Origin of the sequence: Lichenibacterium minor (assembly GCF_004137685.1) — a bacterium.
Lineage (GTDB): Bacteria > Pseudomonadota > Alphaproteobacteria > Rhizobiales > Beijerinckiaceae > Lichenihabitans > Lichenihabitans minor.
This window is the reverse complement of record NZ_QYBB01000003.1, coordinates 1-17,095: the sequence shown is the minus strand read 5'-3', so window position 1 is coordinate 17,095 and position 17,095 is coordinate 1. Positions and strand designations below refer to the sequence as shown.

The window sequence follows — 17,095 nt, the reverse complement described above, 5'->3', positions numbered from 1 at the left end:
GGGGCCCGCCTACTTGTCCGACTGCTCGGTCACCAGGGCGACCTTCTTGTAGCCGGCCGAGGTGATCAGCGTCATGACCTCGGCGATGCGGCCGTAGTTCACCGCCTTGGCGCCGCGCAGGTAGATGCGCTCGTCGTACCCGTCCTTGGCGAGTTCCTGCAGGCGCGGCAGCAGCCCGTCGACCGCGACCTGCTGGTCCGCCACGTAGACGTCGCCCTTGTCGTCGACGGCGACGCTGAGGGGCTTGGAATCGATCTTGAGCTCGCCCGCCGAGGTCTTCGGCAGGTCGATCGGCACGCCGGAGGCGAGCAGCGGCGCCGCCACCATGAAGATGATGAGGAGCACCAGCACGACGTCGATGAACGGCGTCATGTTGATCTCGGCCATGGCGCCGTAGCGCGGCACGCCGCGCTTGCGCCGGCCGCCCTTCTTGCCCGCGGCCCCGACCGACATGCCCATGCTGTGACTCTCCGGACTTGATCGCCGCGGCCGTTCAGGCCGCGCGGTCGCGCTCGCCGCCGACGTGGTGGTCGATCTGGCGCGACAGGATCGACGAGAACTCGTCGGCGAAGGACTCCATGCGGGCCTGGAAGCGCGCCACGATGCCCTGGAGGTTGTTGAAGAAGATCAGCGCCGGGATGGCGGCGAAGAGCCCGATGGCGGTGGCGAGCAGCGCTTCGGCGAGCCCCGGCGCGATGACGGCGAGCGAGGTGTTCTTCGAGGCCGCGATGGAGCGGAACGAGGTCATGATGCCCCACACCGTGCCGAACAGCCCGACGAAGGGCGCCGTGGACGCCACGGTGGCGAGCACGATGAGGTTGGATTCGAGCTTCTCGACCTCGCGGGCGATCGACACGTCGAGCACCTTCTCGAGGCGCGCGTGCAGGCCCATGAAGGACGCGCCCACGTTCTGGAAGCTGCGCTTCCATTCCCGCATCGCGCCGACGAACAGCGACGCCATGCCGATCGTCTCGGCCTGCGACAGGTCCGTGTAGAGCTCCTCCAGGGACTGGCCCGACCAGAACACCTGCTCGAACCGGTCCATCGCCTTGCGGGTGCGGGAAAACAGGATGCCCTTGTTGATGATGATGGCCCAGCACCAGAGCGATGAGCCGAGCAGGCCGAGCATGATCACCTTCACCAGCACGCTGGCGTTCATGAACATGCCCAGGATGGTGATCTCGGACCCCGGCAGCGCCGTGGCGGCGGCGGTGGCGGCGGCGGGGATATCTGCAGGGTTCATGCGGTCCACTTCCCGGCGCCGACGGCGCGTCCCGCCGGCACCGCGCCCCGCGCCGGTGCGGCGCGATGCGCGACGCCACCGGCATCACGTTGAAAACGTTCCACCGTCCTGCGGTGGGAATCGGTCAATTCTGCGGCTTCGCCGACACACCCAAGGGACTTCGCCCCGGCCGGGATGAAGCGCCGGTCAAGGTTAAGGCGACGTTAAGCCGCCCGCCCGGCTGCCGCGTCGGGCCGCGCTGGCGCGGCACCGGTCCGGCCCGGTCAGCCGCGCAGCAGGCGGGCGAGGTCGCCGGGCAGGCGCACGGCGCGGCCCCGCGACACCGCCGCGACCCGGACGGTCGCATCCACCAAGGGGTCGCCGCCGCGCGTGATGCGCTGGGCCATCGTCAGCGAAGCGCCGCCGACGTCGGCGACCCGCGTTTCGACCTCCAGGAGGTCGTCCATGCGGGCCGGGCGGCGAAAGTCGATCTCGAGGCGCGCCACCGCGAAGCCGAGCGGGGGCTCGGCGCCGAACAGCGACGCCTGGTCCACGCCGAGGTCGCGCAGCATCTCGGTGCGGCCCCGCTCCAGGAAGCGCAGGTAGCCGGCGTGGTAGACGACGCCGGAAAAGTCGGTGTCCTCGTAATACACCCGCACGGGGAAGCGGTGGACGCCGCCGCTCACGCGTCGTCCTCCGCCGCGTCGGCGCGCACGGCCGCGAAGAGCCCGTACTGGTCGGACAGCGCCTTGGGCTCCTTCAAGCCGAGGTGCTTGAAGGCATGGGGCGTGAGCAGGCGGCCGCGCGGCGTGCGCTGCAGGAAGCCGAGCTGGATCAGGTAGGGCTCGATGATGTCCTCGATGGCATCGCGCGGCTCGCTCAAGGCGGCCGAGATGGTCTCGACCCCGACCGGTCCGCCACCGAAGGACAGCGCGATGATGTCGAGGTAACGCCGATCCATGACGTCGAGGCCGATGTCGTCGACGTCGAGCTGCCTCAACGCGTTGTCGGCGGCGGCTCGCGTGATGGTGTCGGCGCCGTCCACCAGCGCGAAGTCGCGGACGCGCCGCAGCAGGCGGCCGGCGATGCGCGGCGTGCCGCGGGACCGGCGCGCGATCTCGTTGGCGCCGTCGGGCGCGATGCCGATGCCGAACACGCGGGCGCCGCGCCGCACGATCAGCTCCAGCTCGGCCACGGTGTAGAACTGAAGGCGGATCGGGATCCCGAACCGGTCGCGCAGCGGCGTGGTGAGCAGGCCGGCGCGCGTGGTGGCACCCACGAGGGTGAACTTCGACAGGTCGATCTTCACCGAGCGCGCCGCCGGGCCCTGGCCGATGATGAGGTCGAGCTGGAAATCCTCCATGGCGGGATACAGGATCTCTTCCACGGCCGGGTTCAGCCGGTGGATCTCGTCGATGAAGAGCACGTCGCGTTCCTCCAGCCCCGTGAGCTGGGCCGCGAGGTCTCCCGCCTTGGCGATGACGGGGCCGGAGGTCGAGCGGAAGTTCACGCCGAGCTCGCGCGCCACGATCTGGGCCAGCGTGGTCTTGCCGAGGCCGGGGGGGCCGACCAGCAGCACGTGGTCGAGCGCCTCGCCCCGCGCGCGCGCGGCCTCGATGAACACGCCGAGGTTCTTGCGCGCCGCTTCCTGCCCCGTGAAGTCGACGAGCGTCTGCGGGCGGACGGTGGCGTCCACGTCGTCGTCGCGCTTCTCGGGGGTGATGAGGCGTCGGGGGGGCGGGGGCAAGCGGGGTCCGGGGTGTCGCGGGTCGAGGGGGATTGATAGGCTGGGCGGCCGCGAAAAGCGACAGGCCCGCGTGGGAGCCGGACGGCGACGCCGATGTCACGCCGGGACGACCGGTCCGACGACCTGGACCTCGACGGCTTCCGGGGACTCATGGCCGACAAGCCGCGCGACGAGGAGTGGGACCTGATCGGCGGGCGCGTCGCCGAGACGACGACGGGCGCCCGCAGGGACCATCGCTTCATCGTCCAGGACATCGATTTCGCGCTCAGCCGCCACCGGCGCGATGGTGGTTCGCCCAGCCGCCTGTTCACGGGATCGGTCCGCCTGAAGGAGGACGCCTTCGACGCGGTGCTGGTGCCCGACGTCGTCGTCCGCTGCGGGCCGACGGCACCGGGAGCGACCTCGTCGAGGTCGTGCCGGAGGTCAGCGTCGGTCGGGACCGGGTCGCGACGTGGCGGACTTATCAGAAGCTGCCGTCGCTCCTGCGCTGCGTGCAGCGCGACGAGCCCGTGATCGAGGTCTTCGGCCGTCCCGGCGAGGCCCGGATCTCGCGGCGACCGGTCGAAGGCCGCGACGCCGTCCTCGACCTTTCGACGCTCGTCCTGTCGATGCCCCTTGCCGAGATCCATCGGGACGTGCTCTCCGCCTGACGCATGAGCAGTCTTTCCCGCGCCCCAGGTCCTCGGGCCTTCGTGATCGGCCATCCGATCGCCCATTCCCGCTCGCCGCTGATCCACCGTCACTGGCTCGACGTCCACGGCATCGCCGGCTCCTACGAGAAGATCGCGGTGGCGCCCGACGACCTCGACGCCTTCATCGGCGGCCTGCGCGAGGCGGGCTTCGTCGGCGGCAACGTCACCGTGCCGCACAAGGGGCGCGTGCTGGAGCTGGCCGACGCCGTCGACGAGGCCGCGGACGCGATCGGCGCCGCCAACACGCTGTGGTTCGACGACGGCGACCTCGTGGCGGGCAACACCGACGCCATCGGGTTCCTCGCCAGCCTCGACGACGAGGCCCCGGGGTGGGACGGCGGCGGCGCGTCCGCGGTCGTGCTCGGGGCCGGGGGGGCCGCGCGGGCCGTGGTGCATGGGCTCCTGGAGCGGGGCTTCGAGGTGGCGGTCGCCAACCGCACGTTCCTGCGCGCCGCCGAACTCGCCGAGGAGCACGAGGGCGAGGTTTGGGCCTACAGCTGGGACGAGCTGCCGACGCTGCTGCGCGCCGCCGACGTGCTGGTCAACACGACCGTGCTGGGCATGGCGGGTCAGGCGCCCCTCGCGCTCGACCTCTCGCCCTGCAAGCGCGGCGCGCTCGTGGCCGACGTCGTCTATACGCCGTTGGACACGCCGCTGCTCGCCGGCGCGCGGTCGCGCGGGCTGCGGGCCGTCGGCGGCCTCGGCATGCTGCTGCATCAGGCCGTGCCGGGCTTCGAGCGCTGGTTCGGCGTCCGGCCCGAGGTGACGCCGGAGCTGCGCGCGCTGGTGGAAGCGGACGTGCGGGGTCGCTGACCCTATCGAGTCCGGGGGACGCCAGGTGGCGTCGACTTGCCCCGAAAGGCCGCCGCGAGCCGGCGCAGTGCCGTCGAAAGCCGGACGTCCGCCACCCGGGAGTGAAGCACCACGCGCGATGGCGGCAATCGGGGAAGCCCGAAGGTCTCGCCCACGTCGACGAGGTCCGGTGGCGCTACTCGGAGCGCCAGGACCGAGAGAGCGAGGCCGGCGCTGAGCGCGGCGCCGAGCGCCGCCACGCCTCCCCCCACGAAGGCGTCCCGCCAGGGCAGGCCCGCGCCGTCGAGCGAGCGGATGGCGAGCGCACGCACCCCGCAGGGTTCGGCCAGTGTCGCGAGCGGCAGCGGAAAGCCGCCCGGCCAGCGCCAGGACGGCGATGCAACCCAGCGATAGGGCTCCTCCAACAGGACCTCACCAGGCCTCCGGTCGTCCTCGCCCCGGACCACGACGGCATCGAACCGTCCTTGGTCGAAGCGGTCGAGGAGATCGCGCGATGCCCCGATGTGGAGGTCGAGCAGCAGGTCGGGATCCGCCTCGGCCAGTTCGACCAGTACGGACGGCAGGTCGCGTCCGGCGGCCTGATCGCTGATACCGACGGTCAAACGGCGGCGCTCCCTGACCGCCAGGGTGGCCAGCGCGACGTCGCGCCGCGCCAGCAGATCACGCGAAGCTTCGAGGAAAGCTCCGCATCCTTCGGCCAACCGAACGAGGCGCGGCGTCCGCTCTAACAGACGGCGCCCCAGGCTCTCTTCGAGCCGCTTCACTTTGAGGCTGACGGTCGACTGCGTCGTCCCGAGGGCTTCGGCTGCGCGGGTGAAGCTGCGGAGCTCTGCCACCCGGATGAAGGCCTCCAGGGCGTCCAGGTCGAGCGTCGGGGCGAGGTGGACCATTGCGGAGCTCAATCACAGCGAGGTGAGTCCATGTGGGTCACACATGATCGGACATCGCATAGAGCTTGGCCGTCCACCGCTCAAGGGAGTCCGACGCCATGCCCCTCGTTCGCATCGATCTGTGCCGCGGCAAGACCGCAGTCCACCGCGCGGCTATCCGTGATGGCGTCTACCGCGCGCTCTGCGCGACCTTCGATGTGCCGGAGGACGACCGCTTTGCGATCGTGACCGAACACAATCCAGAGGATTTTAGCTTCGACCGCAGCTACCTGGGAGTCGAGCGGAGTGACGACCTCGTGGTCGTCCAGCTCACCGTCAGTCGCACGCGCGGTGTCGCGCAGAAGAAGGCGCTCTACGCCGCCATCGCCCACAACCTGTCCGACGAGCCTGGGCTCAGGCCCGACGACGTCCTGGTCATCCTGGCCGAGAATGGGCGGGAGGACTGGTCGTTCGGGCGCGGCGTCGCCTCTTACATCCCCTGAGCAGATCTCGGGAAAGCGACACGGCTTTCCCTGATCGAGCCTGCGACAAGCCACAGGCCCAAGCAGGAGAAGCGTTGACGATCCACGCAAGCCTGCTTGGGTCGGCCGCCTCACGCCTTGCCGGCGTCCGACCCGTGCCGGTTCTGCCGCGAGCGCAGCAGCGCGATGCCGAGCAGCGCGAGCGCGATGACGACGAAGCTCACCCCCGTCGTCGTGGTGCCGAGCGCGTAGATCATCGGCGTCGTCACCGTGGTGGTCAGCGCCTGGAGCTGCAGCGGCAGGGTGTTGTCCGACCCGATCGCCTGGCTGGAGCGGGCGATCTCGTCCCACGACAGCGTGAAGCCGAACAGCGCCACGCCGATCAGCGCCGGCAGGATCAGCGGCAGCACGACGTGGCGGAAGCTCTGCCAGGGCGTGGCGCCGAGGTCGCGCGCCGCCTCCTCGAGCCGCCCGTCGAAGCGGTTGAAGATGGCGAACATGATGAGCAGGCCGAAGGGCAGCGTCCAGGTCAGGTGGGCGGCGAGGCCGGAGGTGAAGAGCCCGGCCCCGGTGGTGTAGCTGTCGGCGAGCCAGGCCGGGCCGGCCTTGACGGCGGCGTCGATGAGCCGGAACAGCAGCGCGATGCCGAGCGACGTGACGATGGAGGGCACGATGAGGCTGGCGATGGCGGTGAAGAACAGGAGGTTCTGCCCCGGGAACCGGCGCCGGTAGGCGAGGCCCGCCAGCGTCGACACCGCGGCCGTCAGCACCGTGACGACGAGGCCGAGTTCGAGCGAGCGCCAGAAGGCCGCCCCGATGTCGACGATGCCGCCGCCGTCCCACAGCTTCGAGAACCAATGGGTCGAGACGCCGTTCATCGGGAACGTCATGCCGCCCTGCGGGCCCTGGAACGACAGGGCGAAGATGACGATCATCGGGCCGTACAGGAACAGCACGTAGAGGCCGAAGAAGCCGGCCAGGAGGTAGAAGGCGAGCGAGCGTCCTTCCCGCATGGTCACAGCTCCTTGCGGATGTCCACCACCTTGGTCAGGGCGGTGATGATGAGCAGCGTCGCGGCGAGCAGAATCACGGCGTTGGCGGCGGCCGGCGGGAACTGCAGGGCGTTGAGGCGGGTCTCGATGATCTTGCCGGCCGAGGCGATCTGCTCGCCCCCCATGACGCCGACCGTGACGAAGTCCCCCATCACGATGGTGACGACGAAGATCGACCCGATGACGATGCCGGGCTTGCACAGCGGGATGACGACGTTCCACAGCGTCTGCCAGCCCGACGCCCCGGCGTCGTAGGCGGCCTCGATCAGCCTCTTGTCGATCCTCACCATGGAGTTGAAGATCGGGATCACCATGAAGAAGGTGAAAAGGTGCACGAAGGCGAGGACGACGGAGAACCGCGAATACAGCAGCCATTCCACCGGCGCGTCGACCACCCCCGAGCCCATGAGCGCCTGGTTGACGAGGCCGTTGCGCCCGAGCAGCGGGATCCACGAGATCATGCGGATGACGTTCGACGTCCAGAACGGGATCGTGCACACCAGCGCCAGCACGGTCTGCATCGTCAGGGTCCGCACGTGGAAGGCCAGGAAGTACGAGATGGTGAAGCCGACCACCAGCGTGATGGCCCACACGGCGAAGCACAGTTCGACGGTGGTCCAGTAGGTCTTCAGGATGGTGCACAGCCCCGGCAGCTGGTCGTAGCAGCCTTCGAAGGTTTCCGAGTAGGAGCGCAGCGTGAAGGCGGGGACGATCTCGTAATCGTTGTAGTCGAGCAGGCTGACGACCGCCACGAGGGCGAGCGGCAGCACGAAGAACAGGGCGAACACGAGGGCCATGGGCAGGGCCTGGAGCCACGCCGGGGGCGCCCAGCCGTATCGCCCGCGGGGCCGCGCCGCGCGGGGCGCGGTCGCGGCATCGGTGGCGGCGAGGGCGGTCGACGCCGCGGCGGTCCCCGCGTCGGACGGCTGGGCGAGGTTCGTCATGCGGCGATGAACTCGTTCCACTTGCGGACCATGTAGTCGTTCTCGTCCATGATGGCGTTCCAGCACGCCACCTTGCCCATGCGGGCGTCGAACGAGCCGCCGTCGCGGACGTTGCCCGCGTGATCGAGCAGCGTGCCGTCCGGGGCGTGGATGTCCTTCTCGGCCGGCTTGCCCTCCATCCAATAGGCCCACTCGTAGGGCTCCATGGCGGCCTTGGCGGTGGGCAGGACGGCAGAATAATAGCCCTGGCGGTTTAGGTAGGCGCCGGCCCAGCCGGACAGGAACCAGTTCACGAACTCGTAGGCCACGTCCTCCTTCATGCCGGACACGCCCTTCGACACCGCGAAGCCCGACGCCCAGGAGCGGTAGCCCTCCTTCAGCGGCTGGAACACGCAGGGGATGCCCTTCGACTTCACCGCCGTCACGGCCGGCGACCACATCGATTGGATCACCGTTTCGCCCGAGGCCATCAGGTTGACGGATTCGTTGAAGTCCTTCCAGAAGGCTCGGAACTGCCCGTTTTTCTTGGCCTCCGTGAGGACCTTCATGGTCATGTCGATCTCGGGCTTCGTCATGTTGCCCTTGTCTGGATATTTGTACTGGCCCGTGGCCTCGACCACCATGGCGGCGTCCATGATGCCGATGGACGGGATGTTCAGGATGGCGGCCTTGCCCTTGAACTCGGGGTTCAGGAGCTGCGCCCAGCTGTCGACCTTGGTCTTGATCAGGTCCGGACGGATGCCCAGCGTGTCGGCGTTGTACACGGTGGGGATCAGCGTCGCCCATTCGGTCATGCCGGACGAGAACTTCGTGGAGTGCTCGCCGTCGACGAACATCACCTTCTTCGGCGCGGTGCCCTGGTCGCCGATCTTGGTGCCGTCGCCGAGCTCGCACTTGGTGATGACCGGCGTGATATTGCCGTATTCCTTGATCTTCCTACCGTTCATCGCCTTCAGGTTGCCGGCCGGCACCAACTTCTTCAGCGCGAAATATTCCGTGTCGACGATGTCGTAGGAGTTCGGCTGGGTGATGACGCGCTTGGTCACGTCGTCGGTGGTGACGGCGACGTATTCGAGGGTGATGCCGGTGTCCTCCTTCACCTTCTTGGCGATGTCGGCCGACTGGTTCACGGCGGTGCCGAGGTAGCGCAGCACCTTGGGCTCCGCCGACCACACGGCCGGAAAGCCGGTGACGGCCCCCGAACCCGCGGCCACGCCCGCGACGGCGGCGGAGCCCTGGAGCAGCGTGCGGCGCGACAGCTTCACGGTCGGCCTGGTGTCCTGTGTCACGGTTCGTTTCTCCTGGGTGGCGAAGGGTCGGGTCGCGCGAGCGGCTGGTTCAAGCAGGCGCGAGTTGCGGGCGCGACGTCGCCGGAGGCGAAGGCGCGCCGGCGAGCGGGTGGACGTCGCCCTCGTTCCACGACACCGCGATCGGGTCGCCGGGCTGGAACGGGGTGGCGTCGTAGGTCGGCTCGTCGAGCGTCGCGGTGATCTCGGACCCGGCGCCGTCGAGGGTGAGCTGCACGAAGGTGCCCTGGTATTCGACGCTGCGCACCACCGCGTCGAGCCCGGCGCCGCGGCCGCGCGGCGACGCGTCGGGGTCGGCGCCCGGGCGGCTGAGGTGCAGCCGGTCGGCCCGCACCGCGAAGGCGCCGGCCGAGCCCTGCAGCACGTTGTGGCCGCCGATGAACTTCGCCACGAAGGCCGTGCGGGGCGCGTTGAACAGCTCGCGCGGGGAGCCCGCCTGCTCGATGCGGCCGTCCTTCATGATCACGGCCAGGTCGGCCAGCGCCATGGCCTCGTCCTGGCTGTGGGTGACGTGGACGAAGATGATGCCGAGCCGGCGCTGCAGCGCCTTCAGCTCCACCCGCATCTTGGTGCGCAGGAAGGGGTCGAGCGCCGACAGGGGCTCGTCGAGCAGCACGATCTGGGGTTCGGTGATCAGCGCGCGCGCCAGGGCCACGCGCTGCTGCTGGCCGCCGCTGAGCTGGGCGGGCAGGCGCTCGCCGTATCGCCCCATGGCGACGAGGTCCAGCATCTCGGCGGCGCGGGCGCGGCGCTTCGCCTTGTCGACGCCCTTCATCTTCAGCGAGAAGGCGACGTTGTCGATGCAGCTCAGGTGCGGGAACAGCGCGTAGCTTTGGAACATCATCGCGGTGCCGCGCTGGGCCGGGGCGAGGTCGGTGATGTTGGACGGGCCGAACACGATGTCGCCCTCGCTCGCCGCCTCGTGGCCGGCGATCATGCGCAGCGTCGACGTCTTGCCGCAGCCCGACGGGCCGAGCAGGCAGCAATAGGAGCCGGCGGCGATCTTGAGGTCGATGGCGTCCACCGCCACCGTGTCGCCGTAGCGCTTGGTGAGGTGGATCAGCTCCAGGTCCGGCTGTCGCATGGCGTGGTCCCGATCGCGTGGTCGACCGCGACGCTGCAACTGGCGTGCCATGTCGCCGCGCCTTGGACCTTTCCGGTCCATCGCAGGCGGGCGCTCAAGGGACGGGCGCCGCCGCCGGATCGTGCCCGATCCGTGGTCAGATCGTGTACGATCCCGGCGGCCCGGGCCTCCCCGGTGGCGGGCCGCGGCCCGGACACCGCGACGCGGCTCGAAACCTGCTTGGACTAACCCGACACGGGTCGGAGAAGGGCGTGAAGCTGGACGGGGCGGCGGAGCGGGTGGAGGACGGTCGGCCCGGCGGCCCGGCGGTGGAGGACGCCGATCGGGTTTCGGCGATCCACGACGCCATCCTTCTGGCGGTGGTCGAGCAGCGGCTCCCGCCGGGCACCAAGCTGCCGGAGGACCGCGTCGCCGCCCACTTCGCCGTCAGCCGCACGCTGGTGCGGGGCGCGTTGCGGTCGCTGGCCCAGGACGGCATCGTCGTGCTGGCCCGTCACCGGGGGGCCGCGGTGGCGTCGCCGACGCCGCAGGACGCGCGCGACCTGTTCGACGCCCGCCGGGTGATCGAGGCCGTGATCGTGGCCCGCGCCGCCGAACGGGCGACGCCGGACGATTGCGACGCGCTGGACCGCATCGTGGCGGCGGGTCGCGCCGCCGTGGCGGCGGGGGATCGCGGTGGGTCGATCCGGCTGTCGGGCCAGTTCCACGCCTCCGTCGCGGGCCTGGCGCGGCAGCCCGTGCTGGAGAAGTTCCTGACGGAGCTGGTGGCGCAGTCGTCGCTGGTCATCGCCCTCTACGGTCACGGCGGCCGGCCGGAGTGCGGCGACCACGACCATCTCGGGCTCGTCGCGGCGTTGAGGGCGCGCGACGCCGAACTCGCGGTGCGGCTGATGACCGGGCACCTGGACGGCATCGAGGCCGGCCTCGACCTGTCCCGCGCCGCGCGGCCGCCGCGCCCCCTGACGGAGCTCCTGAAGGGCTGAAGCCGTCCGGCGGGGGAGCCCCGTCGCGTCGCGCCGCACGAGCGGCGGCGCGCGTCCGTGGCGGCCGGCGATCGACACCCCCCGACGCTGGGCCGAGCCGCTCGGCTCGCCCGGCGGCGCGATCAGTCGTCGGTCTGGGTCGAGATCACGAAGGTGTGGTCCGCCTGGGTCCAGATCAGTCCGAGGTCCAAGCGGTCCGCCTGATGGTACTCCACCTTCCCCGAACGATACAGGTCGCCCCGCTCGATCGAGGCACGGAGGTATTCCCCGGCGTCCGACGTCATGGCCTTCTCGACCGTCTCGGCCTTGGCGCGATCCCAGCGGAAGGCGGCCATCAGGGCCGCGACCTCGAACTTGCCCAGGTCGGCCAGGATCTTGTCATCCGCCGGCAGGGTGGCGCGCAGTTCGAAGCGCAGGAACTTGTCGTCCTTGCATTTCAGCGTGCCGTCGACCTTGGTGTCGCTCGACACGACGCGCACGTCGATCCCGCTCAGGACGTCGCCGAAACCGCGCGCGATGGTCAGCGGCCGCTCGAAGGACACGCGGTAGCCGGCCGCGTCCGTCGGGAAGTCCTTCATGAAGGATTCGCACCCGACGCCCGCAACCTTGGGGGCGGGGGCGGCGATCGCGGCGGCGCAGCCGAAGCCCAGGCCGAACGCGAGGAGGGCAGCGGCTGCTTTCATCGCCTGAGATCCGTCCGTGACGCGGCCCAACGGGGCGGGCGGGGATGCCCCGCGCGCGCCCCACACTATCGCTCGAACCTTAACGATCCCTGGCCGTCGCTCAGGCGTCCATCTTCAGGGCGGCGATGAAGGCCGCCTGCGGGATCTCGACCTTGCCGAACTGCCGCATCTTCTTCTTGCCGGCCTTCTGCTTCTCCAGCAGCTTGCGCTTGCGGGACACGTCGCCGCCGTAGCACTTGGCGGTGACGTCCTTGCGCAGCGCCCGGATGGTTTCGCGGGCGATGATCTTGCCCCCGATGGCGGCCTGGATCGGGATCTGGAACATGTGCTGGGGGATCAGGTCCTTCAGCTTGTCCACCATGGCGCGGCCGCGGCTTTCCGCCCGGTCGCGGTGGACCAGCATGGACAAGGCGTCGACCGGCTCGGCGTTGACCAGCACCTGCATCTTCACGAGGTCGCCGGCCTTGTAGTCGGTGATGTGGTAGTCGAACGAGGCGTAGCCCTTCGAGATCGACTTCAGCCGGTCGTAGAAGTCGAACACCACCTCGTTCAAGGGCAGTTCGTAGGTCAGCATGGCGCGCGAGCCGACGTAGCTCAGGTCGGTCTGCACGCCGCGCCGATCCTGGCACAGCTTGAGAATGCCGCCGAGATATTCGTCGGGGGTGAGGATCTTGGCCTGGATCCAGGGCTCGCGGATCTCCTCGATCCTCATCACGTCCGGCATGTCGGCCGGGTTGTGGAGATCGATGGCGGTGCCGTCGCGCAGCGCGATCTCGTAGACCACCGACGGCGCCGTGGCGATGAGGTCGAGATTGAACTCACGCTCGAGCCGCTCCTGGACGATCTCGAGGTGGAGGAGCCCGAGGAAGCCGCAGCGAAAGCCGAAGCCGAGCGCCGCGGAGGACTCCATCTCGAAGGAGAAGCTCGCGTCGTTGAGGCGCAGCCGGCCCATGGCGGCGCGCAGGTCGTCGAAGTCGGCGGCGTCGACGGGGAACAGGCCGCAGAACACCACCGGCTGCGCGGGCTTGAACCCGGGCAGTGCCTGGGCGGTGGGCTTGCGCTCGTCGGTGATCGTGTCGCCGACGCGGGTGTCGGCCACGTCCTTGATCTGCGCCGTGATGAAGCCGACCTCGCCGGGGCCGAGGCTCGCCACGTTGGTCATCTTCGGCTTGAACACGCCGATGCGGTCGACCTCGTAATGGGCGCCGGTCGCCATGGTCTGGATGCGGGCGCCCTTCTTCATCGATCCGTCGATGACCCGCACCAGCACCACCACGCCGAGGTAGGCGTCGTACCAGCTGTCGACCAGAAGGGCCTTCAGCGGCGCATCGACGTCGCCCGTCGGGGGCGGCAGCTTGGTGACGATGGCTTCGAGCACGCCCGCGATGTTGAGGCCGGTCTTGGCCGAAATCTCGACCGCTTCCGACGCGTCCAGGCCGATGACGTCCTCGATCTGCTGGCGGATGCGCTCGGGCTCGGCCGCGGGCAGGTCGATCTTGTTCAACACCGGCACGATGTCGTGGCCGGCGTCGAGCGCCTGGTACACGTTGGCCAGCGTCTGCGCTTCGACGCCCTGGCTGGCGTCCACCACGAGCAGCGAGCCTTCGCAGGCGGCCAGCGAGCGCGACACCTCGTAGGCGAAATCGACGTGGCCGGGCGTGTCCATCAGGTTGAGCACGTAGCTCTTGCCGTCGGCCGCCACGTAGTCGAGCCGCACCGTCTGCGCCTTGATGGTGATGCCGCGCTCGCGCTCGATGTCCATCGAGTCGAGCATCTGCTCCGACATGTCGCGCAGCGCCACGGTGCCGGTGTGCTGGATGAGCCGATCGGCCAGCGTCGACTTGCCGTGGTCGATGTGCGCCACGATCGAGAAATTGCGGATGTTGTCGAGCTTCTGCGCGGTCATGCGCGGGGCATAGCAGGGGAGGGCGGTTTTGCACAGGGGAACGCTCCCCGTCGCCGCCCCGAAAAGCTGCGCGGCGCCGGTCCCGCCGCCCGCGATCGGCTTGCGGGGCGGACCGCGATGCGCTACTCCTGATGCGTCGAGCGCGACACGCACCCGTAGCTCAGCTGGATAGAGCGCTGCCCTCCGAAGGCAGAGGTCTCAGGTTCGAATCCTGACGGGTGCGCCAGTTTTCCCAACCACTTACACGCCAGTGCGATCCTGCTGCCTGATCTCGGGTAAGCATGAGGTAAGCGGCCGGTAGAGTTTGGCACCTCTTGCACCGGCCGACTTGAAAGGTTGGTAGCTTCAGTCCGCGCTGCCGAGCCGTTCCTGCATCCCGGCGATGGCCCTCTTGGTCGCGGCTTCGCGGAAGCCCTTCTTGGCGAGGTCGCGGGCGATCGTGTCGATCCAGGCGTGCTTGGCTTCGGGGAACCGCCGCGCCGATTCGAGCAGCACGCGAAGCGCGGCGCGCTCGATGTCGTCGCGCTCGGGCCGCTTCTCGGCCTTGTTTTTGGCGCGGTGATTCGCCTGGTCCACGCGGTGCTTCGCTTTCCGCGCCAGGTAGCGGCGGGCCATCTCGATGTCGATCCTGTCCATTAGCCGGCCCTCCTTCCATGGCCGTGCTCCTCATCATGCGCACATCGTAGCAAGCCGACAGCTCAAAATGAGCGGCGGTGTCGCAGGTCTGTCGCACCTCGCCCGCATCACCTCGTGAGGTCACCGCGTGCGCCCCGGATCCCATAAGGGTCGACCAGGTGAGGTCACCCGTTGACGTCACCGGGTGATTGATAGCGCTCATCATGACTTCGGTGCTCCCGTCACCAGCAGGCCTTCCACGGCCTGCCACGCCAGAGCCGCGGGCTCCTGCGACGGCAAGCTGGCGGCGTGGGACTGCACGATGCCGACGAGGTCCGTCGCGTCGTCGCCCATCTCGACGAGGCTTCGAGCAGCAACACGAGCAGCGGCCCGGGAGCCTGCGACGGTGCCGGGGCGCACGTCTCGGACCGCATCCCGGATCGAGACCTGCACCCGGTACAGCGCCGAGCAGCATTCCCGCAGGGGCAGGACGCCGGCGGCCTCGACCGCGGCCTGGTGCTCGCGCCCCCAAGCGTTGACGGCTTCAACGATGCGCCGCCGACGGCGCCACGCCGGGGACCCGACTCTCAGGGTGAGGCGGCCGAGATCCCAGCACGACTGCGGGTCCGTCCAACCCTCGAACGCCTTCTCGTCCGGCAGGAAGCCGAACAGGGCGCCGTCGATGACGTTCACCTGTGCGGCCTGCGCCGGCGTCACGATGCGGCGCGTGTCCTCCGCCTCTAGGAGGAGCTTGATGAGCGCGTCGGCGGCGTCCGACACGGCGTCGTGCAGCCCCGCCGCCGCCAGCAGCCACGGGTCGGGCGCCTCCGGCGACGCGGGCCCGTCGCGCAGGCCGAGCAGCCCTCGCGTCATTGCACCGTTCACGCGCGCGGCGAGCAGCGCCAAGCGGAGGCCCGCGATGACGTCCGCCGTCGCGAGCCGCGCGGAGGCCATGCGCAGGTCGAAGTGCGCCGAGCCGAGGGCAGCGGCGCTGCACCGCCGGAGGTGTTCCAGGTTCTCAGGCATGCCCGACCTCCACGAGGACCTGCAGCCGAACCACGTCGCGCGCCATGTCGAAGCCGAGGGCGTCGACCAGCTCCGTCGGCAGCAACGCGACGCCGACCGACGCCCTCGCCGCCCGCGCCTTCGCAGACGCGCCGTGGAGCGTCACGGCCGGCAAGGCCACGATCGCGCGCACCACGGCCGCGGCCTGCGCCTGGCACGCGTCGAGCACGGCTTGGTCGTCCGGGCCGTTGCGGACGAAGGCCTGCGCCGCCCTCTCGCCCAGGTCCTCCAGAGCGTCGCTGAGCGCCGCAAGCGCCCTGTCCCCTGCCGGCAGATCCGCGCCGGCCCCGTCTTCTGTCGTGTCCATGGTGTTCTCCCCCGGCTCGTGCCGGACTCGGGTGTGGTGATCGAGGATGAAGGCGAGGGCTCTCACGGCGCCGGCAGCGCGATGGCGAGCAGCAGGCGGCGCAGGGTGGCCAGAGCCGTCAGTAACGGCGGCCGGAGAAGCGGGGCGGCTAGGGTCATGGGGCGTCCCCGCTCCACCAGCGCACCAGGGCGTGGCTGGTCGCGATGTCGTTAGAAACGGCTCCGTACAGGCGCAGCGCGGCATCGATCCGGCCGGCAGTGACGAGGTGCCGAGCCCGCCGCAGGCGGCGGTCGATGGACCGTCCCACCAGCCACTCAGCGGCGATTGTTAGTAACGAGGCAGGGGCGTCCCAGATCGCCTGGGCTCGCAGGCGAGCGTTATGCATCGGAGAACGAGCCTCCGGTCATTCGACCGCTGGCCACCTCGGCCTCGAGCCCAGCGACCTGTCGCTCCAACTCGGTCAGGAGACGCCGCACCTCGCCGACCCGCTGCGCCAGGGTGGACGGCTCCGTCGGGATGCCGGCCGGCTGCTCCCGCTCCCGCCACGCCGCGAACCGCTGCCGCAGGTCGTCGACCGCCGCGGCGCTCCATCCGCCAGCCCGGCCGTACCAGGCTTCCCGGACGCGCCAGCTCTCGGGCGGGTAGCCGAGGTGTCGTGCCGCCTGCCGGACCTGTGCCGCGACGGTCTTCCCCGCCACGTCGCCGGCGGCCCGGCGCACGAGGGCCCGCACCTCCACTGCGACCTCGGCGGACGCGCCCTCACCGGCCGTGGGTCGTTTCCCACCCGCCGTGGCCCGCTTCCGCCGTCGGCCCTGCGATGTTGCGGACATCAACAGCGGGAGAGCGGCATGGCGGACGACGAGAAGGGCGACGAGATCACGGACGGGTCCGATTGGACCTGCCGGCTGCTGAGCCTGGAGCGCGTTGAGGCCGACGAGCCTGACGACGATCTGGACGACATCTTCACGGCCAAGTTCGCGGTCGATGGGCCCGACGCGAACGCCGAGGTCGAGATCATCGTCTCGGACTTCGTGGACGAGGCGAACGTGGTGTCCATCGCGCTGCACACGCTGCACGTCGCCATGCGGGAGTGGGGCCGTGTCACCGAGGGCCGGCGCATCGCGGCGCGAGACGTGGACGAGCTGAAGGGCTGACTGCGGGCCGCAACCCTCCGACGTCGCCCGATAGATCGAGGGCGTTGCTGCTTCGCTCGTCACACGGCGCGCACGCTCCGGGTGGACGGAGATGAAGGAGGACGGCCCTTGAGCGCGGTGCAGATCCGAGACGACGAACACGCGGAGATCGAGCTGCGCATCCTGGTCGC

Annotated in this window: 22 protein-coding genes and 1 tRNA gene; 7 read left to right on the top strand and 16 right to left on the bottom strand. The window is 69.9% G+C overall.

What is annotated here, in order from left to right; translation table 11 throughout:
* Positions 1 to 9 precede the first annotated feature (9 nt).
* From D3273_RS04190 to ruvB, 4 genes are all read right to left on the bottom strand, one after another.
* Entirely contained in the window at positions 10 to 459 is a 450-nt protein-coding gene (locus D3273_RS04190) for an ExbD/TolR family protein (RefSeq protein WP_129223832.1), read from the bottom strand.
* A gap of 34 nt (positions 460 to 493) precedes the next feature.
* The gene (gene tolQ / locus D3273_RS04185) at positions 494 to 1,243 is read right to left on the bottom strand and encodes a protein TolQ (RefSeq protein ID WP_129223830.1); all 750 of its coding nucleotides are present in this window, start codon (positions 1,241 to 1,243) and stop codon (positions 494 to 496) included.
* Positions 1,244 to 1,506: 263 nt separating this feature from the next.
* On the bottom strand, positions 1,507 to 1,908 hold the full coding sequence (ybgC, locus tag D3273_RS04180) for a tol-pal system-associated acyl-CoA thioesterase (protein ID WP_129223828.1): 402 nt from the start codon (positions 1,906 to 1,908) through the stop codon (positions 1,507 to 1,509).
* Positions 1,905 to 2,969 (bottom strand): Holliday junction branch migration DNA helicase RuvB, encoded by a 1,065-nt coding sequence (gene ruvB, locus D3273_RS04175; RefSeq protein ID WP_129223826.1) that lies wholly within the window; start codon positions 2,967 to 2,969, stop codon positions 1,905 to 1,907. Before ruvB ends, ybgC begins: the two co-directional genes overlap by 4 nt.
* A gap of 93 nt (positions 2,970 to 3,062) precedes the next feature.
* Here ruvB and D3273_RS04170 point away from each other — a divergent pair, with 93 nt between their 5' ends.
* The 3 genes from D3273_RS04170 to D3273_RS04165 are packed head-to-tail and all read left to right on the top strand — an operon-like array spanning position 3,063 to position 4,474.
* A complete protein-coding gene (locus D3273_RS04170; protein ID WP_129223824.1) occupies positions 3,063 to 3,482 on the top strand; it encodes a PDDEXK family nuclease in 420 nt (139 codons plus the stop codon).
* A complete protein-coding gene (locus D3273_RS28090) occupies positions 3,479 to 3,619 on the top strand; it encodes a hypothetical protein (protein ID WP_165359373.1) in 141 nt (46 codons plus the stop codon). The genes D3273_RS04170 and D3273_RS28090 overlap by 4 nt, the downstream gene beginning before the upstream one ends.
* 3 nt (positions 3,620 to 3,622) lie before the next feature.
* Positions 3,623 to 4,474, top strand: a complete 852-nt coding sequence (locus D3273_RS04165; protein WP_129223822.1) for a shikimate dehydrogenase — start codon at positions 3,623 to 3,625, stop codon at positions 4,472 to 4,474.
* A gap of 2 nt (positions 4,475 to 4,476) precedes the next feature.
* On the opposite strand, the gene D3273_RS04160 is transcribed toward D3273_RS04165, so the two are convergent.
* A complete protein-coding gene (locus tag D3273_RS04160; RefSeq protein WP_129223820.1) occupies positions 4,477 to 5,364 on the bottom strand; it encodes a LysR family transcriptional regulator in 888 nt (295 codons plus the stop codon).
* A gap of 98 nt (positions 5,365 to 5,462) precedes the next feature.
* On the opposite strand from D3273_RS04160, the gene D3273_RS04155 reads away from it, so the two are divergent.
* Complete coding sequence (locus tag D3273_RS04155; RefSeq protein ID WP_129223818.1) at positions 5,463 to 5,846, top strand: tautomerase family protein; 384 nt, start codon at positions 5,463 to 5,465, stop codon at positions 5,844 to 5,846.
* Between the two features lie 110 nt (positions 5,847 to 5,956).
* Here the strand turns inward: D3273_RS04155 and D3273_RS04150 are convergent, their stop codons facing one another.
* The 4 genes from D3273_RS04150 to D3273_RS04135 are packed head-to-tail and all read right to left on the bottom strand — an operon-like array spanning position 5,957 to position 10,212.
* Positions 5,957 to 6,838, bottom strand: coding sequence for an ABC transporter permease (locus D3273_RS04150; protein WP_129223816.1), 882 nt, complete (start codon positions 6,836 to 6,838; stop codon positions 5,957 to 5,959).
* A 2-nt stretch (positions 6,839 to 6,840) separates the two neighbouring features.
* On the bottom strand, positions 6,841 to 7,821 hold the full coding sequence (locus D3273_RS04145) for an ABC transporter permease (protein WP_129223814.1): 981 nt from the start codon (positions 7,819 to 7,821) through the stop codon (positions 6,841 to 6,843).
* Positions 7,818 to 9,110, bottom strand: a complete 1,293-nt coding sequence (locus D3273_RS04140) for an ABC transporter substrate-binding protein (RefSeq protein WP_129223812.1) — start codon at positions 9,108 to 9,110, stop codon at positions 7,818 to 7,820. The genes D3273_RS04145 and D3273_RS04140 overlap by 4 nt, the downstream gene beginning before the upstream one ends.
* 49 nt (positions 9,111 to 9,159) lie before the next feature.
* On the bottom strand, positions 9,160 to 10,212 hold the full coding sequence (locus tag D3273_RS04135; RefSeq protein ID WP_245500981.1) for an ABC transporter ATP-binding protein: 1,053 nt from the start codon (positions 10,210 to 10,212) through the stop codon (positions 9,160 to 9,162).
* Positions 10,213 to 10,463: 251 nt separating this feature from the next.
* On the opposite strand from D3273_RS04135, the gene D3273_RS04130 reads away from it, so the two are divergent.
* Positions 10,464 to 11,195: a GntR family transcriptional regulator gene (locus D3273_RS04130; RefSeq protein ID WP_245500980.1), complete on the top strand. Its 732-nt coding sequence runs from the start codon at positions 10,464 to 10,466 to the stop codon at positions 11,193 to 11,195.
* Positions 11,196 to 11,317: 122 nt separating this feature from the next.
* Here the strand turns inward: D3273_RS04130 and D3273_RS04125 are convergent, their stop codons facing one another.
* Together D3273_RS04125 and lepA are read right to left on the bottom strand one after the other, a co-directional pair.
* Positions 11,318 to 11,878, bottom strand: coding sequence for a hypothetical protein (locus D3273_RS04125; protein ID WP_129223808.1), 561 nt, complete (start codon positions 11,876 to 11,878; stop codon positions 11,318 to 11,320).
* 100 nt (positions 11,879 to 11,978) lie between these two features.
* Positions 11,979 to 13,784 (bottom strand): translation elongation factor 4, encoded by a 1,806-nt coding sequence (gene lepA / locus D3273_RS04120; protein ID WP_129223806.1) that lies wholly within the window; start codon positions 13,782 to 13,784, stop codon positions 11,979 to 11,981.
* 149 nt (positions 13,785 to 13,933) lie between these two features.
* Between lepA and D3273_RS04115 the strand changes: the two genes are divergently transcribed.
* A tRNA-Arg gene (locus D3273_RS04115) sits at positions 13,934 to 14,010 on the top strand.
* Positions 14,011 to 14,129: 119 nt separating this feature from the next.
* On the opposite strand, the gene D3273_RS04110 is transcribed toward D3273_RS04115, so the two are convergent.
* The 5 genes from D3273_RS04110 to D3273_RS04090 form a co-directional block, all read right to left on the bottom strand.
* Complete coding sequence (locus D3273_RS04110; RefSeq protein ID WP_129223804.1) at positions 14,130 to 14,420, bottom strand: hypothetical protein; 291 nt, start codon at positions 14,418 to 14,420, stop codon at positions 14,130 to 14,132.
* 201 nt (positions 14,421 to 14,621) lie between these two features.
* Positions 14,622 to 15,425, bottom strand: coding sequence for a hypothetical protein (locus D3273_RS04105; protein ID WP_129223802.1), 804 nt, complete (start codon positions 15,423 to 15,425; stop codon positions 14,622 to 14,624).
* Entirely contained in the window at positions 15,418 to 15,771 is a 354-nt protein-coding gene (locus D3273_RS04100; protein WP_129223800.1) for a hypothetical protein, read from the bottom strand. The genes D3273_RS04105 and D3273_RS04100 overlap by 8 nt, the downstream gene beginning before the upstream one ends.
* A 154-nt stretch (positions 15,772 to 15,925) precedes the next feature.
* Complete coding sequence (locus D3273_RS04095) at positions 15,926 to 16,156, bottom strand: hypothetical protein (RefSeq protein ID WP_129223798.1); 231 nt, start codon at positions 16,154 to 16,156, stop codon at positions 15,926 to 15,928.
* Entirely contained in the window at positions 16,149 to 16,502 is a 354-nt protein-coding gene (locus D3273_RS04090; protein WP_129223796.1) for a hypothetical protein, read from the bottom strand. Before D3273_RS04090 ends, D3273_RS04095 begins: the two co-directional genes overlap by 8 nt.
* A 117-nt stretch (positions 16,503 to 16,619) precedes the next feature.
* Between D3273_RS04090 and D3273_RS04085 the strand changes: the two genes are divergently transcribed.
* The gene (locus tag D3273_RS04085; protein ID WP_129223794.1) at positions 16,620 to 16,925 is read left to right on the top strand and encodes a hypothetical protein; all 306 of its coding nucleotides are present in this window, start codon (positions 16,620 to 16,622) and stop codon (positions 16,923 to 16,925) included.
* Positions 16,926 to 17,095 lie beyond the last annotated feature (170 nt).

Bases quoted from the DNA above. Each gene is read 5' to 3' on its own strand.
- D3273_RS04170 (WP_129223824.1), top strand. From the start codon at position 3,063: ATGTCACGCCGGGACGACCGGTCCGACGACCTGGACCTCGACGGCTTC.
- D3273_RS04125 (WP_129223808.1), bottom strand. From the start codon at position 11,878: ATGAAAGCAGCCGCTGCCCTCCTCGCGTTCGGCCTGGGCTTCGGCTGC.
- D3273_RS04105 (WP_129223802.1), bottom strand. From the start codon at position 15,425: ATGCCTGAGAACCTGGAACACCTCCGGCGGTGCAGCGCCGCTGCCCTC.
- D3273_RS04160 (WP_129223820.1), bottom strand. From the start codon at position 5,364: ATGGTCCACCTCGCCCCGACGCTCGACCTGGACGCCCTGGAGGCCTTC.
- D3273_RS04085 (WP_129223794.1), top strand. From the start codon at position 16,620: ATGGCGGACGACGAGAAGGGCGACGAGATCACGGACGGGTCCGATTGG.
- D3273_RS04165 (WP_129223822.1), top strand. From the start codon at position 3,623: ATGAGCAGTCTTTCCCGCGCCCCAGGTCCTCGGGCCTTCGTGATCGGC.
- D3273_RS04145 (WP_129223814.1), bottom strand. From the start codon at position 7,821: ATGACGAACCTCGCCCAGCCGTCCGACGCGGGGACCGCCGCGGCGTCG.
- D3273_RS04100 (WP_129223800.1), bottom strand. From the start codon at position 15,771: ATGGACACGACAGAAGACGGGGCCGGCGCGGATCTGCCGGCAGGGGAC.
- D3273_RS04155 (WP_129223818.1), top strand. From the start codon at position 5,463: ATGCCCCTCGTTCGCATCGATCTGTGCCGCGGCAAGACCGCAGTCCAC.
- D3273_RS04150 (WP_129223816.1), bottom strand. From the start codon at position 6,838: ATGCGGGAAGGACGCTCGCTCGCCTTCTACCTCCTGGCCGGCTTCTTC.
- D3273_RS04095 (WP_129223798.1), bottom strand. From the start codon at position 16,156: ATGCATAACGCTCGCCTGCGAGCCCAGGCGATCTGGGACGCCCCTGCC.
- lepA (WP_129223806.1), bottom strand. From the start codon at position 13,784: ATGACCGCGCAGAAGCTCGACAACATCCGCAATTTCTCGATCGTGGCG.
- D3273_RS04190 (WP_129223832.1), bottom strand. From the start codon at position 459: ATGGGCATGTCGGTCGGGGCCGCGGGCAAGAAGGGCGGCCGGCGCAAG.
- tolQ (WP_129223830.1), bottom strand. From the start codon at position 1,243: ATGAACCCTGCAGATATCCCCGCCGCCGCCACCGCCGCCGCCACGGCG.
- D3273_RS04135 (WP_245500981.1), bottom strand. From the start codon at position 10,212: ATGCGACAGCCGGACCTGGAGCTGATCCACCTCACCAAGCGCTACGGC.
- D3273_RS04110 (WP_129223804.1), bottom strand. From the start codon at position 14,420: ATGGACAGGATCGACATCGAGATGGCCCGCCGCTACCTGGCGCGGAAA.